Source organism: Marinobacter sp. P4B1, from assembly GCF_001447135.1.
Lineage (GTDB): Bacteria > Pseudomonadota > Gammaproteobacteria > Pseudomonadales > Oleiphilaceae > Marinobacter > Marinobacter vinifirmus.
This window is the reverse complement of sequence record NZ_LLXM01000015.1, coordinates 908,592-924,644: the sequence shown is the minus strand read 5'-3', so window position 1 is coordinate 924,644 and position 16,053 is coordinate 908,592. Positions and strand designations below refer to the sequence as shown.

Here is a 16,053-nt window from a genome sequence, read left to right as displayed (position 1 = left end):
CTGCCGTAAGACTGTCGCGGAGGGATACATTGAACAAGGCAACGGAATTCAAGTCCGGCAACTTTTCGTTTTTGTCAGAGCACGATTCCTTATTCGTGGAACTGGCCGAATCCGCCGAGCGTGCCTTCGCCAGCGACCCCAACACCACCCTGATCAAACTCCGCCAGCTGGGTGAAGCCCTGGCCCAACACCTGGCTGCGCTGTCCGGTATCGAGTTCGACGACCAAACCAGCCAGTCCGAACTGCTCTATCGCCTGAACCGGGAACTGCGGCTGGAACCGCAGATCAAAGAGCTGTTCCACATCCTGCGCATTGAGGGTAACAAGGCCACCCACCAGTTCCGCACCCAACACAAAGAGGCGATGGATGGCCTGAAAGTAGCGCGGGCCCTGGCCATCTGGTTTCACCGCTCCTTCGGTAAAGCCGGTGCCAGCTTCAAGCCCGGCCCCTTTATACCGCCAGCAGACCCCAGCGCACAGTTACGCCAGCTCCAGAGCGACATTGAAAAGCTCCGCCACGATCTGCAACACGCCAACATGGCGCTGGACAGCAGCCAGCAGCTCAGCCAGCTGATCGAAAAAGAGAAGGCCGAATACGAAGCCTTGGCGCTCGCCATGGATGAAGAATCCCGCGCTTTGGCGGAACAGGCCCGCCAGCACGAACAAGCCCTGAGCCAACAGCAGCAGGCCTACGAGCAGAAGATCAAAGCGTTGCAACAACAGCTCACGGAGCAGGGCGAGCAAACCGTTAATCAGCAGCGCCAGCAGGTAGCCAAACAGACCAAGGCCGCCACCGACACCCTGGTACTGAACGAAGAACTCACGCGCATTCTCATCGACCAGAAACTGCAGGAAGCGGGCTGGGAAGCCGACAGCCAGGACATCACCTTCCAGAAAGGCGCCCGCCCGGAGAAAGGCACCTATCGCGCGATTGCCGAATGGCCCACCAATCACAATGGCGAGAAGGGCCGGGCCGATTACGTGCTGTTTGCAGGCCTTACGCCCATCGCCGTGGTAGAGGCCAAGAAAGAGAACACCAACGTCGCCGGCAAAATCCGCCAGGCCGAACGTTACAGCAAAGGCTTCAAGGTAGACGCACCATTAGTCGGAGCCTGGGAGTTGATGGGCCGCACCATCGCCTGGCCCGCCGATGAAAGCGGCCATTACCACGTACCCTTCGTGTATTCCTGCAACGGTCGACCCTATATTCCGCAACTGGCGGAACAGTCCGGCACCTGGTTCCGGGATGTGCGCGAACCCAGCAACCTGCGCCGGGCACTGCCGCAGTTCCACACCCCAGGCGGGCTGCTGGATTTGCTGGAGAGGGACAAGGAAAACGCTGAGAAACTGTTAAAGGAAGAGCCCTTCGGCTACCTGAAACTGCGGGATTACCAACAAAACGCCATCGTCGCCACCGAACACGCCCTGGTCCGTGGCGTGCGCACCGCCCTGCTGGCCATGGCCACCGGCACTGGCAAAACCCGCACCATCATCGGGCTGATGTACCGGTTCCTGAAAGCCGAACGCTTCCACCGCATCCTGTTCCTGGTGGACCGCACCGCACTGGGCCAGCAGGCCATCGACGCCTTCAACGAAGCACCGCTGGAACAGAACCACACCCTCAGCAAGATCTACAACGTTGCCGAGCTGGGCGACATGGCCGCTGAAGCGGAAACACGCATTCAGGTGGCCACCGTGCAGGCCATGGTGAAACGTATCTTTATGAGCGACAACCCGCCGCCCATCGACCAGTTCGACTGCATCATCATCGACGAGGCCCACCGCGGCTACACCCTGGACCAGGAAATGACCGAAGGCGAACTGGCCCTGCGGGACACCAGCCAGTACCTGTCCAGCTACCGCCGCGTGCTGGACTATTTCGATGCGGTGAAAATCGGCCTGACCGCCACCCCGGCCAAGCACACCAGCGAAATCTTCGGCAAGCCCGTGTACACCTACTCCTACCGGGAAGCGGTGGCGGATGACTGGCTGATCGATCATGAACCACCCATCCGCTACGAAACCCTCCTTACCCAGAACGGCATTACCTTTGAGAAGGGAAAACCGGTCGAAGTCATCAATACCCGGACCGGCGAAGTGGACACCACCGAACTGGAAGACGAACTCAGCTTCGAGGTGGATGCCTTCAACCGCCGGGTGATCAACGAGAACTTCAACCGGGTGATCTGCGAACAGCTGGTGCAGGAGTTGGACCCGTTCGGCGATGAGAAGACCATGATTTTCTGCGCCACCGACCTGCACGCGGACATGGTCAAACGCCTGCTGGATGATGCTTTCAAGGAACTCTACAACGGCCGCTACAACGAAGCCGCGGTGGCCAAGATCACCGGCCAGAGCGACAAGGTGGACCAGCTCATCCGCCGCTACAAAAACGAGCGTTATCCCAACATCGCCATCACAGTGGACCTGCTGACCACCGGCATCGACGTGCCGCGCATCTGCAACCTGGTGTTCATGCGCCGGATACGCTCACGCATCCTGTACGAACAGATGATCGGCCGCGCCACCCGCCGCTGCGACGAGATCGGCAAGACTGTGTTCCGCATCTACGACCCGGTGGACATCTACGCCGCCCTGCAAGATGTGAACACCATGAAGCCCCTGGTGAAAGACCCCAACATCACCCTGGAACAACTGGTGGATGAGCTCACCGATGACGAGCACCTGGAAAAGGCCCTCGCAAGCCCCGGCGAACAGCCTGATGAAAGCCACGCCGATGTGGTACTCAGCCAGCTCAGCCAGAAACTTATGCGGGTATTGCGCAAGGCCGACAACAAAGCCGAAAGCCGCCCGGAACTGAAACAGAAACTGGACGAACTGCACCAGAGCTGGGGTGTGGAGCCCAAATCCCTGCACCAGCACCTGCACCACCTCGGCCCGCGCCAAGCGTCCGCGTTTATCAAACAGCACAGCGGCCTGCTGAACCAGCTGGCCGAGGTGAAGTCCCTGGTGGGCAGCGAGTACATGCCGCTGATTTCCGACCACGAAGACGAAATCCGCGAACGTATCCAGAGCTACGGTGTACACGACAAGCCGGAAGACTACCTGGACAGCTTCAACGAGTTCATCAAACAACAGCTCAACCAATCCGCCGCGCTGGCCGTCGTCGTCAACAAACCCCGTGACCTCACCCGGGAACAGCTACGGGAAGTAAAACTGCTGCTGGACAACCACGGTTACTCCGAAGCCCGCCTGCAAAGCGCCGTGCGCAACCAGACCAACAAAGACATCGCCGCCAGCATCATCGGCTACATCCGCCGTGCCGCCCTGGGCGAGCCGCTGATTCCTTTCGAACAGCGCGTAGCGGAAGCCATGGATCGCATCTACACCCAGCACAACTGGACCCCGAACCAACGCAAATGGCTGGAGCGACTGGCCAAGCAGCTGGTGCACGAAGTGATCATCGACCGGGAGTTTGTGAACCACCGGTTTGCCGACGATGGCGGGGCCAGGCAGATGAATAAGGTGCTGGGGCAACAGCTGGATACCGTGCTGGAGGAATTGAATGAGGCGATGTGGCCGGAGCGGAGTGCTTGAGAATGCCATGTTTATGGAATCGACATAGGTTTAACCTGTGTCGATTTTTCAGTATTTTTTCGACACAGATCATTGCTATGTTTACCGCATAAACATAGACTGCGCAAAACACACACCTTTGTCGAAATTTTCAAGGAATTTAAACATGGCCTGGCGACCGGATCAGCCTTACAACCAGTTACCGCCGCTTCCGCCTGCCAAAGAAGTGACCGAGACTCTGGGCATCCTCAAAGCCTGCATTCCCGCCCGGGCCGCTCTGGCTGAGCTTAAACAGGCAGGTGAACTGATTCCGAATCAATCACTGCTGATAAACCTTCTGCCACTGCTGGAAGCCAAAGACAGTTCCGAGATCGAGAACATCGTCACAACCACCGACAAACTGTTTCAGTTTTCGCAGGAAGATCAGGGGGCCGATCCGGCCACCAAAGAAGCGCTCCGATATCGCACAGCCCTTTATGAGGGCTTCGTCCATCTTCAGCGCAAACCACTGTGCGCGAGCACCGCTATAGAGGTGTGCAGCACGCTGAAAGGCGTGGATATGGATGTACGTAAGGTGCCCGGGACCATCATTGGCAATCAGGCAACCGGTGAAACCATCTACACCCCACCGGTTGGTGAAGCGGTTATTCGCAACCTGCTCACCAACTGGGAAAACTATCTGCATGCATACGACGACACGGACCCACTGATCAAAATGGCCATCAGCCATTACCAGTTCGAAGCCATTCATCCGTTCCACGACGGCAATGGACGAACCGGCCGTATCGTCAATGTGCTTTACCTGATCGAACAGCGGCTACTCACCCTGCCCATACTCTACCTGAGCCGCTACATAGTTCAGCACAAAAACGATTACTACCGCCTACTGACCCAGGTTACCCGCACCGGTGAGTGGCAGGAGTGGATTATCTTTATGCTTAACGGCGTGGAGCAGGTATCGTCCTGGACCTGCGCCAAGATCGCCGCCATGAGAAAGCTCATTACTGAAACTGAAGACCATGTCAGACAAGCGCTGCCCAAGATCTACAGCCACGAACTGGTCCAGACCATTTTTGAGCAGCCCTATTGCCGCATCAGCAACCTGGTAGAAAAAGACATAGCCAAACGGCAGACAGCATCCAGTTACCTGAAACAGCTGGTCGAGATTGGCGTACTGCAGGAGAAAACAGCAGGCAACGAAAAGCTGTTCCTCAATCCGCGCCTGCTACGCCTGATGACCAGCGATAGCAACGAGCTTCAGCCTTACCACTGAATTCAGCAACCTTGAGAACACACATGACCAACAACGACATCGTCCAGAAACTCTGGAACCTCTGCGACGTTCTGCGGGACGACGGCATCAACTACTCCGACTACGTCACCGAACTGGTGCTGTTGCTGTTCATCAAGATGGTGCACGAGAACACCGAAGCCGGCACCCTGAAAAAACACCCGCTGCCGGAAGGCTGCCGCTGGACCGACCTGAACGGCAAATCCGGCATCAACCTGCTGAACGACTACAAACGCATCCTGCTCAGCCTGTCCACCGGCAACGACGGCGACGGCAATCTGGTACACGACGACCCGCTGATCAGCGCCATCTACGCCGACGCCCAGACCCGCCTGCGGGAGCCGCGCCATCTGGAACAGATGATCAAGACCCTGGACCAGATCGACTGGTTCAGTGCCCAGAAAGACGGCCTGGGCGACCTGTACGAAGGCCTGCTGGAAAAGAACGCCAATGAAACCAAATCCGGTGCCGGCCAGTACTTCACACCCCGCGCCCTGATCAACACCATGGTGCGCTGCCTGAAACCTCAGCCCGGTGAGCGCATCCAGGACCCGGCGGCGGGCACCGCAGGCTTTCTGATTGCCGCCCACGAATACATCAAAGGCCAGACCGACGACCTGTACGACCTGACCACCGAACAGAAAGCCTTCCAGACCACCAAGGCCTACGTGGGCATCGAACTGGTGCCCGGCACCCGCCGCCTGGCCCTGATGAACTGCCTGCTGCACGGTATGGAAGGGGATGCCGAAGGCGTGGTGCACCTGGGCAACGCCCTGGGCCAGACCGGTGCCGGACTGGAAAAGGCCGACGTGATTCTCGCCAACCCGCCCTTTGGCACCAGCAAGGGCGGCGACGCCAGCATCACCCGGGACGACCTGACCTACAAAACCAGCAACAAACAGCTGGCCTTTTTGCAGCACATCTACCGCAACCTCAAACCCGGTGGCCGCGCCGCCGTGGTACTGCCGGACAACGTGCTGTTCGAAGCCGGCGTGGGCACCGACGTGCGCCGGGATTTAATGCACAAGTGCAACCTGCACACCATCCTGCGCCTGCCCACCGGCATCTTCTACGCCCAGGGCGTGAAAACCAACGTGCTGTTCTTCACCAAGGGCAGCGCGGCAGACAAGTACCAGGAAGAAAACTGCACCGAAAACGTCTGGGTCTACGACCTGCGTACCAACATGCCCAGCTTCGGCAAACGCACCCCCTTTGGCGACCCGCACCTGAAGGCGTTTGAAGCCGTGTATGGCGAAAGCCCCAACGGTGACAGCGAGCGCAAGGAAGGCGAATACAGCTTCCATTCCGAAGACATCGAACTGCCGGAACACAGCGACGAAAACGAAGGCATCGACCCACGCCTGGCCCACAGCCGCTGGCGCAGCTTCAGCCGCCAGTGGATTGCCGAGCACAAGGGCGACTCGCTGGATATTTCCTGGCTGAAAGACAGCGACAGCGTGGATGCCGCCAACCTGCCGGAGCCGAGTGTGTTGGCGGGTGAGGCGATGGGGGAGCTGGTGCAGGCATTGGGCGAAATAGAAGCCTTAATGGCGAAGTTGAGTGAGGGGGCATGATGACCGGAAGTTTGCGCCTTCCAAATCAGTGGCGGACCTGTGTGCTCGGGGATCTACTTCAGGGAATTCAAACAGGGAAAAGCGTCCGTTGTGTTGAGCGCCCCCCAACCGCCAAAGAAAAAGGGCTTGTGAAAATCAGTGCCGTCACTCGTGGCGAGTTTGATGAAAACGAGAGCAAAACACTACTCACCGTTGATCACCTTTTGCCAAGCCAAAAGATCGAAGTTGGCGATCTTCTTTTTTCTCGGGCAAACACCCTCGAGCTGGTAGGTGCTTGCGCAATGGTTAGCGACATAAGCAAGGAGCTCTATCTGAGCGACAAAGTGTTGCGGCTTGCTATGGACTCCTCATTCAAGCCGCTGGTACTGCGGTATTTGAAAACCCGCGAGGCCCGAACTCAGATTGAGAGCTTGGCTACAGGTAACCAGTTCTCAATGCGTAATATCTCACAGGAAGCTATTCGGGCAATTAAGCTACCCTTACCACCTCTCGCCGAACAAAAAGTCATCGCCGACAAACTCGACACCCTGCTGGCCCAGGTGGAAAACACCAAAGCCCGCCTCGAACGCATCCCGCAAATCCTGAAACGCTTCCGTCAGTCCGTGCTGGCTGCGGCGGTGAGTGGGCGGTTGACGGAGGAGTGGAGGAATGGCGATAACCGTGAACGAAGCTTCAAAAAACTAGGAGAGGCGGGAGTAGACGTCAAAACCGGACCATTTGGCAGCGCTCTTCACAAGTCGGATTATGTAATCGGCGGAATTCCAGTCATCAACCCGATGCACATATCAGAGGGAACCATTACGCCTTCCAATTCAATGACCATTTCACAACAAAAGTACATGAGCCTGGAAGCTTGGCATCTTCGGAAAGGTGACGTTGTGGTTGGCCGTAGAGGGGAAATGGGACGCGCATCGGTTGTCACAAGTGACGAACCTCAGCTATGCGGGACGGGCTCTATGATCTTGCGAGTCGGAAACGATGCGCTCCCCAAATACCTGGAGATTATTCTGAGATCCCCAACTGCTGTCAGCTATTTCAATTCTGCATCCGTTGGCTCAACAATGGTCAACCTAAATCAGAAGGTTATTAAGAACCTCGAGGTTTACTTCCCTTCGCTGGACGAACAAACCGAAATCGTCCGCCGAGTAGACCACCTCTTCGCCCACGCCGACCGCATCGAACAACAGATCAACAACGCCCTGGCCCGCGTCAACAACCTCACCCAGTCCATCCTGGCCAAAGCCTTCCGGGGCGAGCTCACCGAGCAATGGCGCAAGGACAACCCGGAGCTGATCAGCGGGGAGAACAGTGCGGAAGCGTTGCTAGAGAGGATCAAGGCGGAGCGGGCGGCGGTGGCAAAACCCAAGCGCCGAAAAACCAAGGCATGAACAGTCTGACCATTTTCGTGGCACCAAGAAAATGGTCAGATGAAAGCGGCGGAGATCGCGCCTATCAGCAATACCATGAAGACGAAGATGGCTGTTTTATTGTCCTCAAGGAATGATCCAACAAGCCGCCAACCGCTCGGGTGATAGCGAGCCTGCACAAAATAGCGCACCGAGGCTTCATCAAGCTTGGTGCTTATCATGTGTGCCGTCAGCTTCGTATAGACAAGTGTGGCTACCAAAAGAATTAATGTGACGAACAGAGCCAGCTCTCCAAATGAAGGAATGGCCATTAGCTGGCTTTCTGCTACCGGCGCATAAAACGGCCGCGCAACGATTCCAAAGAACAATGAAACCAATGCCAGAGTCCAGCCAATGTATACCCGGTAGGTAGACCGGGTTGAATCTTCGATGGAGCGGAAGTTTCGGGTTCGCGATTCCTGGACCTGGAAAGAGCTACGAAGCGAATCGATGTATCGCCCCTCTCGCTGGTACAGATCACCGTCGATCAATTTTCGCGTGTGCAAGGTCGTTAACAACGAGCCCATATAGCTGAGGATTCCCAAGGCATCATCTGAATACAGCCCTTGCTCTTGGGTCAGTGTTCGCTTGATGTGGGTAAGTTCCCGTTTCAACTGGCACAGCATCTTTAATGCCGCATCGCGCTTGCCATCCGTGGACGGGTCGTAGGGAACAATCGTGGTGAGGGAATCTTGCTCTGCCTGGTGGTGCTTGTGGGAGTGCAGGGAATACTTGATGTAGTAGTAAGCTTGACGGGTGATCAGGTATTTTTCGTTATCGGACAGGGGACGATGCTGCTCTGTGGGAGTGGAAAGATAGACCAAGCCGCCTGATGTCGCCTTGAAGTCCACTCGCCAGAAACCCATTGCCTCCAATTCTTCCTTCAGGCGTTCATAACACCGGTTAAGCTGGCTTCGTGACTCACCCCAACCATCAACGTTACCGTTGGAACGGTCATAGATTTCCTGCGCTTCGTGGATTGTCTGAAACCACGGTTTTTCGCGATTTTGGGCTTTACTGCCTTCCTGCTCACTGGTTGGGTAAATGTAGACGCTGCCATGAAGTTCCCGGTTATCCATACAGGCACTTTCTGATGCCTCGGCGATGACAAATACCCGGAAGGAACCGTCGTATTCCTTGTCACTGAGACGATCTTGCCAGTCAACCTTGGACTGCAGCATCACCCGGCGGGCGTGATGATCTTTCTGCGCCAGGTAGCCAAAATTGATGTGGTTGGTTTTGTTGTCCTTGATATCTTTATTCGTAAAGCCGCCAGATATTCCGGGCTTCATCAAGCCGAAATCAAGATGGCCGCTGATACAAGGTATCCAGCCAAGATACTGATATTCCATCGAATAGTGGTCAGTCCATTAACCGTTTATACCAGACAAGCGATTCCATCTGATCGGGGATAATTTTGGAGGTCGTTTTGTGCAAACACATTCCGTGGGACAGGGAAGAGCCAGCAGGTTTTACACCCTGACGCTCAAGACGACGGGCTTTCTCCATCATCTTGTTACGGAGTTGCCACTCACCCGCGAACTTCAGTACCAGGTAAGCAAAAACTCCCAGTGCGACAATCCCTAGCGCAACTGATAACGTCAGCATAATCATACCCTGTTAGCTTATTGAGGCCGCAGTATTCTACTGAGTCGAACCAGAATGATCAAATTTTCACCAAAATCAAATGCTATCAGCATGAATATTTGATCTTGTGAACTATAGCTACCCGTCGAACGGACTGGCAAGTTTTCATTGGGTAGATGCTTGCTCCACCACAATCAACCCCCCAAGCTCAAACCCCTCAGCCTCAGCCCGCTCTCTGAACGCTTCCAGCACATCATCGCTCACTTCCGGCGTGCGGGACATCAGCCACAGGTAATCCCGGTTGTAGCCAGTCAGGTAGGCGGTGGAGTAGTCCTCGTCCAGCCCGAACACCACGTAAGAGCCGTAGAAAGGCCCGAAAAAGGAAACTTTCAGGTGGCCCACGTTGCTGTCGCCCACAAACTTTGCCCGGCCTTCGGCTTCTTGCCATTCGCCTTCTTCAGCGTTGTAGCCCCGGTTGATCACTTTGATGCTGCCGTCGTCCTTCAGGGTGTATTCGGCAGTCACCTTGCTCAGGCCTTCCTCGAAGGAGTGGTCCAGGCGGGCGATTTCATACCAGGTGCCCAGGTAGCGGTCTTTGTCGAAGCCGGTAACCGGTTCGATGCCTTCAGGCAGGCCGGTGCAGCCGGAGAGCAGGACCAGGGCGGAAAACAGGAGTGTTATCGGTTTCATGCGGCAGGGCTCCGGGCTGGAAGGATCTGGTGCCAACCATAGCAAAGCGGCAAGCAAAGATCCCCATGCGGGTGTTAAGCTCCAAAACGCTGTGGCGCTCGTATACCCAGCGTTAACCAACCAAGGAGTCGAATATGATCGGATACGTAACCATCGGTGTCAGCGATATGAACCGGGCCAAGCAGTTCTACAGCGACCTGCTGGGCGAGCTCGGCGGCAAGGTGCTGCTGGATATGGAACGCATTGCATTCATTGGTGAAAGCATGGCCAAGCCGATGCTGGCAGTCTGCACCCCCTTCAACGGCGAGCCCAACCATCCGGGTAACGGCAACATGCTGGCCATTCAACCGGGGTCCAAGGAAGCTGTGGATAAGTTCTACAAGAAGGCCGTCGAGCTGGGGGCTACCTGCGACGGTGAGCCGGGCCAGCGTATTCCGAACCAGTTCTACGGTGCCTACGTGCGCGATCCGGACGGCAACAAGCTGGCGTTCTATCACTTCGGCTGATCAGCCGCAGGCAACGGGGCCGGGCACATGCTGTCGGCCCCAGTCCCTACCTCATTCCCCGCGTTTTTATAACCTCACACCGACAGATGGCGCCGGAACAGTACCAGTGCGCTCGAGAAAAACACGCCACCAATGGCCACCAGTGCCAGCATTTGCGGCCATACCACCTCCAGCCCGGCACCCCGGTACAGAATGGCCTGGGCCATGCTCACAAAGTGGGTAGTGGGGGCGGCCAGCATGATGTTCTGCACCAGGTCCGGCATGCTTTCCCTTGGGGTGATGCCGCCAGACAGCAGCTGCAAGGGCAGGATGGTGAGGATCAGCAGCAGACCGAACTGGGGCATGGTGCGGGCCACGGTGCCGATCAGGATGCCGATGGCGGTGGTGGAGAACAGGTGAATGAGCGCCCCCAGCAGGAACAGCCACACAGAGCCGGCAATGGGTACGTTCAGCCATCCCTGAATCACCAGAGTGATCGACACAGACGCCGCCAGCAGCACCACCAGGCCGTTGGCCCAGACCTTGGACGCCATAATCTCGAACGGCCGCAGCGGCATTACCATCAGGTGTTCCACGGTGCCGTGTTCGCGCTCGCGAATCAGCGCTGCGCCGGTCAGGATGATGCTGATCAGGGTCACCTGGGTGATCAGCTCCATCACACCACCAAACCAGGTGCCATCCAGGTTGGGGTTGAAACTGGCGCGGGTCACCAACGTCACCGGCAGGCCGTCGGTGGAACTGCCCGGCTGCAGGAATTCCGCCACTTCGGTCATGGCGAAGCGTTCTATGTAGGTGGTGCCGATAAAAGCCTGGCTCATGCGGGTGGCGTCTATGTTCAGCTGCAGGCTTACCGGCTGGCCCTGGCGCACCTTGCGCTCGAAGCCTTCCGGGATTACCAGGGCGAAGGTGTGGCTGCCCTTGTCCAGCAAGTCGTCTATCTGGTCATAGCGCACCATGTCTGGCGGCAGAAACCAGGGCTGCTGCAGGGCATTGATGACCCGGCCGGAGAGCACGGTCTGGTCTTCATCCACCACCGCTACCGGGGCGTTGTGCAGCTCCATAGAGCCGGCAGAACCTGCGGTGTAGATCATCAGGGTGAAGGCCGCCAGCACGAACACCATCAACACCTTGTCCTGCCACAGGCTGCGCAGTTCCTTGATACCCAGGTGCCAGATGTTACCGAGAGATTCCATCATCAGCGCCCCTGTTTCCGCAGCAGTACCATGGCCAGGCCGGTCAGCACCGGAATAAACGCCGCCAGCGCCAGAAACGCGCCCTGCATGTCGGCCAGGGTCAAACCCTTGGTGAACACGCCCCGGCTGATCTGCAAAAACCAGGTGGCCGGCCAGAAGGGGCCGATCCAAGCGCCAGCACCGCTCAGGGACGATACCGGCTCGGTCAGGCCGGAAAACTGCACGGTGGGCAGAATGGTGAGTATGGCCGTGGCCGCCAGGGCGGCAATCTGGGTGGAGGCAAAGGTGGACATCACCTGGCCCAGGGCGGTGGTGGCGGTGACAAACAGCAAAGCGCCAAAAGTGAGGGTAAGCAGGCCGCCCTTGAGGGGCACATCAAACACATAGACCGCCAGCAACACCAGGCTGGCGTAGCTGACCATGCTGAAGGCGATGTAGGGCAACTGCTTGCCCAGCAGGAATTCCAGCCGGGTGACCGGGGTGACGTACAGGTTGGTGATGGAGCCCAGTTCTTTCTCCCGGACAATGCCCAGGGCCATCAGTATGGCCGGGATGAAGATCAGCAGGATCGGAATCACCGCCGGCACCATGGCATCCAGACTGCGGAAATCCTGATTGTAGCGGTAGCGGTCTTCCAGGCTGACCAGGCTCAACGTGGGTACTTCGCCCCACGCCTGCCGGGCCTGTTCGCTCAGGTAGCTGATGTGCATGCCCTGTACGTAGCCGAGGATGGTTTCGCCCCGGAACGGCATGGCGCCATCCACCCACACCGCCAGCTCGGTGTCGCGGCCCCGTTTCATATCCCGGCCAAAGCCGGAAGGAATCTCGATAGCCAGGCTCAGCTCCCCGGAGCGCATGCGCCGCTCCAGCTCCTCCGCCGTCGACAGCGCCGGTTGCTCGACAAAATAGCGGGAGCCGGAGATCGCCGCGATGTAATCCCGGCTCTGGGGCGTCTGGTCCCGGTCCAGCACCGCAAAGGGCAGGTCTTCTACATCCATGGTGATGCCGTAGCCCAAAATCAGCATCAGCAGGGCCGAGCCGATAAAGGCAAAGGCCATGCGGATCGGGTCCCGCAGCAGTTCCCGGGCTTCGCGCCGGCCGTAGGCCAGCAGCCGTTGCGGGCTGAAGGTCTTGGGACGTTCCGGCAAACTGCTGTCCCGGCTCAGCAGTTTGCCGCCGTTCTGGCTTTCCGGTTCCTTGTCCACCGCTTCCAGGGTGGTCATAAAGGCGCCTTCCAGGCTGTCACTGCCGGTTTGTTCGATCAGTGCTTCGGGGGTATCACAGGCCAGTACTTCGCCCGCGTGCATCAGCGAGATCCGGTCGCAGCGCTCGCCTTCGTTCATAAAGTGGGTGGAGATAAAGATGGTCACCCCGTCTTCCCGGGACAGCCGCATCAGCAGCTGCCAGAACCGGTTACGGGCGCCGGGGTCTACGCCGGAGGTGGGTTCATCCAGAATCAGCAGTTCCGGCTCGTGCACCACCGCCACCGCTAAAGACAATCGCTGGCGTACCCCCAGCGGCAGTGCGCCGGCCTGGTGGTCCAGCACCTCTTCCAGGCCGAATTCCCCGGCCAGGCTGCTGATGCGCCCGGCAATTTTTGCCTCCGGCAGGTGGAACAGCCGGGCGTGCAGGTCCAGGTTCTGGCGCACGGTCAGCTCGCCGTACAGGGAGAACGACTGGGACATGTAGCCCACCTTGCGGCGGGTGGCCAGGTCTTTGGCATTCAGCGGCTCACCGAACAACGCCACCTTACCCTCGGTGGGGGTCAGCAGACCGGTGAGCATTTTCATGGTGGTGGTTTTGCCACAGCCGTTGGAGCCGAGAAAGCCGAAAATTTCGCCTTTCGGGATGGCAAAGCTGACGTCTTTGACCGCGGTGAAGCTGCCGAATTTCAGGGTCAGGTTCTCCGCCACGATGGCCGGAGTGCTGTTCTCGGGAGTGGGTGAAGCTGTCGCTTGTGCCGATACCGGCACGCCCAGCTCCTGCTCCCGGCGGCTGTCCGGCAGCAGGGCGATAAAGGCATCGTCCAGGTTATCGGTGCCGGTTTGCTGGCGCAGCTCGGCGGGGGAGCCGGTGGCCAGCACCTTGCCGGCGTCCATGGCCACCAGCCAGTCGTAGCGTTCGGCTTCTTCCATGTAGGCGGTGGCGACCAGCACGCTCATCCCTCTACTTTGCCCACGGATGGTGTCGATCAGGTCCCAGAAGCGTTTGCGGGAAAGCGGGTCTACGCCGGTGGTGGGCTCGTCCAGAATCAGCAGGTTCGGGTTGTGGATAAGTGCGCAGCACAGGCCCAGTTTCTGTTTCATACCGCCAGACAGCTTGCCGGCGGGGCGGTCCCGGAAGGCCAGCAAGCCGGTGGCATCCAGCAGGCGGTCGATCTGCTGCCGGCGGGAGGCACCGGTGAGGCCGAACAGGTCGGCAAAGAAGGCAATGTTCTCGTCCACCGTCAGGGTGTGGTACAGGTTGCCACCCAGGCCCTGGGGCATATAGGCAATGCGCGGGGCGGCCTGGTTGCGAAACCGGTGGCTGGCCATGTCGCCGCCCAGAACCTGCAGGCTGCCTTGCTGTAACTGGCGGGCGCCGGCAATCAGCCCCAGCAGGGTGGATTTACCCACCCCGTCCGGGCCGATCAGGCCCACCATGCAGCCAGCGGGGAAATCCAGCGTAATGTCGCACAGCGCAGCGGTTTCCCCGTAGCGGTGGCTGATTCCTTCCAGCCGGGCTACGGTGTCAGTCATTGGGCAGGCTCGCCTTCAGGCTATCGGGCCAGGGCAGGCTTTCATCCAGCCGCACATAGGCTTCGCCCGGCACACCGGTTTTTACCCGGTCCCGGTAAGCTTTGAGCAGGTCCGGATTGATGCGGATGCGTACCCGGAACATCAGCTTCTCCCGCTCGCTGCGGGTTTCCACCGATTTGGGGGTGAACTGGGCTTCTGCCGCCACAAAGCTGACCTCCGCCGGCACCACGTAATCCGGCAGGGCATCCAGGATGATGCGTGCTTCCGAGCCTACCCGCACTTTGCCGGCCTGAGCCGTGGGCAGGAAGATGGTCATGTAGACGTCGGTCACATCCAGCACTGTGGCCACCTTGCCGCCGCCAGCCAGTACCTCACCGGGTTCCGCCAGCCGGTATAGCACACGGCCACCCACCGGAGTGGAAAGCTGGCTGTCGTCGATGTTGGTCTGGATTTGCCGGATGGCAGCCCGGGCCGATTCAATGCCGGCATCGGCCGAAGCCACCTGTACCCGGGCCGCCTGCAGGGCAGCCCCGGCGGTTTCTGCCGCCGTGCGGGTGCGGTCCAGCTGCTCCCGGGAGGCATGGCCCCGGTCGACCAGGGTTTCAATACGGGCGAGTTCGGCACGGGCATAGCGCTGCTCGCTTTCCCGCTGCACGACGATGGCTTCAGCCAGCAGCCGGGCCTGTTCGGCCTGGTGCAGGTTGGCTTCGGCAGCCGCCGCACGTGCCTTGAGCTCGTCGGTGTCCATCACCGCCAGCAGCTGGCCGGCTTCTACCATATCACCTTCACGTACCTCGAAGGATTCAAGGCGCCCGGGTATGCGGGTGGCGATATCCACTTCGGTGGCTTCAATACGGCCGTTGCCGGAAGCAATGTGCTCGGGGAGTTCGTCGCCGTTCGGCATCAGGTACCAGACAGCAGCCGCTATCACAGCCACAATCAGCAGTGCCAGCAGGAGTTTGGAGGCAGTTTTGGCACTTTTACCGGCCATATGTCGTCCTTGATCAGATGAGTAATACGGAAGGGAAGTATAGAGAAAAAGTGTGACGATAGGGCTGACAGGAATCAAGATAGCTTACGATCTATCCCGTCTGTCAGCCTTACAGTAAATCAGTAAACGCCGCGGATCAGCTCGATACCCGGCTTCAGTACTTCACGCCAGGCTTGCTGTAACTCGGGGGTCCACTCTGGGTCGTGGGCCCGCACGGTTTTCAGCAGGGATTGCTCCCACAGGTCGTACCATTCCGGTTTGATGTTGTAGTTGCTGCGGTTATGGCTTTCGCCCAGGTCCCGCAGTTTGCGGTCCGACATACCCCGGGCAACCAGGATAATCTGCATTACGCCGTTGCGGAGCAGGTGGCGCTGGGCGGCCATGTCGGTGTCGACAAAGCGGTTGCGAATGGCGTCAGAACTGGACATGAAGAAGTCGTAGAAATCCACGAAGAATTCATCTTTGCGGCAACATCGGCCATAACTCTGAAAAACCAGGTCCGTATTGTTCATTTGCAATGGGTGTCCTTGAAACAGGCGGA

Annotated in this window: 12 protein-coding genes; 5 read left to right on the top strand and 7 right to left on the bottom strand. The window is 58.4% G+C overall.

The window, feature by feature from the left end:
* Positions 1 to 29: 29 nt before the first annotated feature.
* From hsdR to AQ621_RS15740, 4 genes are all read left to right on the top strand, one after another.
* On the top strand, positions 30 to 3,557 hold the full coding sequence (gene hsdR / locus AQ621_RS15755; RefSeq protein WP_058342201.1) for a type I restriction-modification system endonuclease: 3,528 nt from the start codon (positions 30 to 32) through the stop codon (positions 3,555 to 3,557).
* Between the two features lie 145 nt (positions 3,558 to 3,702).
* Positions 3,703 to 4,809 (top strand): protein adenylyltransferase Fic, encoded by a 1,107-nt coding sequence (fic, locus tag AQ621_RS15750; protein WP_058342200.1) that lies wholly within the window; start codon positions 3,703 to 3,705, stop codon positions 4,807 to 4,809.
* 23 nt (positions 4,810 to 4,832) lie between these two features.
* Positions 4,833 to 6,401 (top strand): class I SAM-dependent DNA methyltransferase, encoded by a 1,569-nt coding sequence (locus AQ621_RS15745; RefSeq protein ID WP_058342199.1) that lies wholly within the window; start codon positions 4,833 to 4,835, stop codon positions 6,399 to 6,401.
* Positions 6,398 to 7,789, top strand: coding sequence for a restriction endonuclease subunit S (locus AQ621_RS15740; protein WP_082641127.1), 1,392 nt, complete (start codon positions 6,398 to 6,400; stop codon positions 7,787 to 7,789). The genes AQ621_RS15745 and AQ621_RS15740 overlap by 4 nt, the downstream gene beginning before the upstream one ends.
* 35 nt (positions 7,790 to 7,824) lie before the next feature.
* Here the strand turns inward: AQ621_RS15740 and AQ621_RS15735 are convergent, their stop codons facing one another.
* The 3 genes from AQ621_RS15735 to AQ621_RS15725 all read right to left on the bottom strand — a co-directional run bounded on the left by AQ621_RS15735 (position 7,825) and on the right by AQ621_RS15725 (position 10,084).
* A complete protein-coding gene (locus tag AQ621_RS15735; protein ID WP_145840292.1) occupies positions 7,825 to 9,159 on the bottom strand; it encodes a hypothetical protein in 1,335 nt (444 codons plus the stop codon).
* A 10-nt stretch (positions 9,160 to 9,169) separates the two neighbouring features.
* A complete protein-coding gene (locus AQ621_RS15730) occupies positions 9,170 to 9,421 on the bottom strand; it encodes a hypothetical protein (protein WP_145840291.1) in 252 nt (83 codons plus the stop codon).
* Between the two features lie 138 nt (positions 9,422 to 9,559).
* Positions 9,560 to 10,084 carry a lipocalin family protein gene (locus AQ621_RS15725; protein ID WP_058342195.1) on the bottom strand — a complete coding sequence of 175 codons (525 nt, stop codon included), beginning with the start codon at positions 10,082 to 10,084 and terminating at the stop codon, positions 9,560 to 9,562.
* A gap of 134 nt (positions 10,085 to 10,218) precedes the next feature.
* On the opposite strand from AQ621_RS15725, the gene AQ621_RS15720 reads away from it, so the two are divergent.
* Positions 10,219 to 10,590 carry a VOC family protein gene (locus AQ621_RS15720; RefSeq protein ID WP_058342194.1) on the top strand — a complete coding sequence of 124 codons (372 nt, stop codon included), beginning with the start codon at positions 10,219 to 10,221 and terminating at the stop codon, positions 10,588 to 10,590.
* 74 nt (positions 10,591 to 10,664) lie between these two features.
* Here AQ621_RS15720 and AQ621_RS15715 read toward each other — a convergent pair whose 3' ends face one another.
* The 4 genes from AQ621_RS15715 to AQ621_RS15700 all read right to left on the bottom strand — a co-directional run bounded on the left by AQ621_RS15715 (position 10,665) and on the right by AQ621_RS15700 (position 16,024).
* Positions 10,665 to 11,783, bottom strand: coding sequence for an ABC transporter permease (locus AQ621_RS15715; protein WP_058342468.1), 1,119 nt, complete (start codon positions 11,781 to 11,783; stop codon positions 10,665 to 10,667).
* 2 nt (positions 11,784 to 11,785) lie between these two features.
* Positions 11,786 to 14,521 carry a ribosome-associated ATPase/putative transporter RbbA gene (rbbA, locus tag AQ621_RS15710; protein ID WP_058342193.1) on the bottom strand — a complete coding sequence of 912 codons (2,736 nt, stop codon included), beginning with the start codon at positions 14,519 to 14,521 and terminating at the stop codon, positions 11,786 to 11,788.
* Entirely contained in the window at positions 14,514 to 15,512 is a 999-nt protein-coding gene (locus AQ621_RS15705) for an HlyD family secretion protein (protein ID WP_058342192.1), read from the bottom strand. Before AQ621_RS15705 ends, rbbA begins: the two co-directional genes overlap by 8 nt.
* A gap of 119 nt (positions 15,513 to 15,631) precedes the next feature.
* Positions 15,632 to 16,024 (bottom strand): globin domain-containing protein, encoded by a 393-nt coding sequence (locus AQ621_RS15700; protein ID WP_058342191.1) that lies wholly within the window; start codon positions 16,022 to 16,024, stop codon positions 15,632 to 15,634.
* Between the last annotated feature and the right edge of the window lie 29 nt (positions 16,025 to 16,053).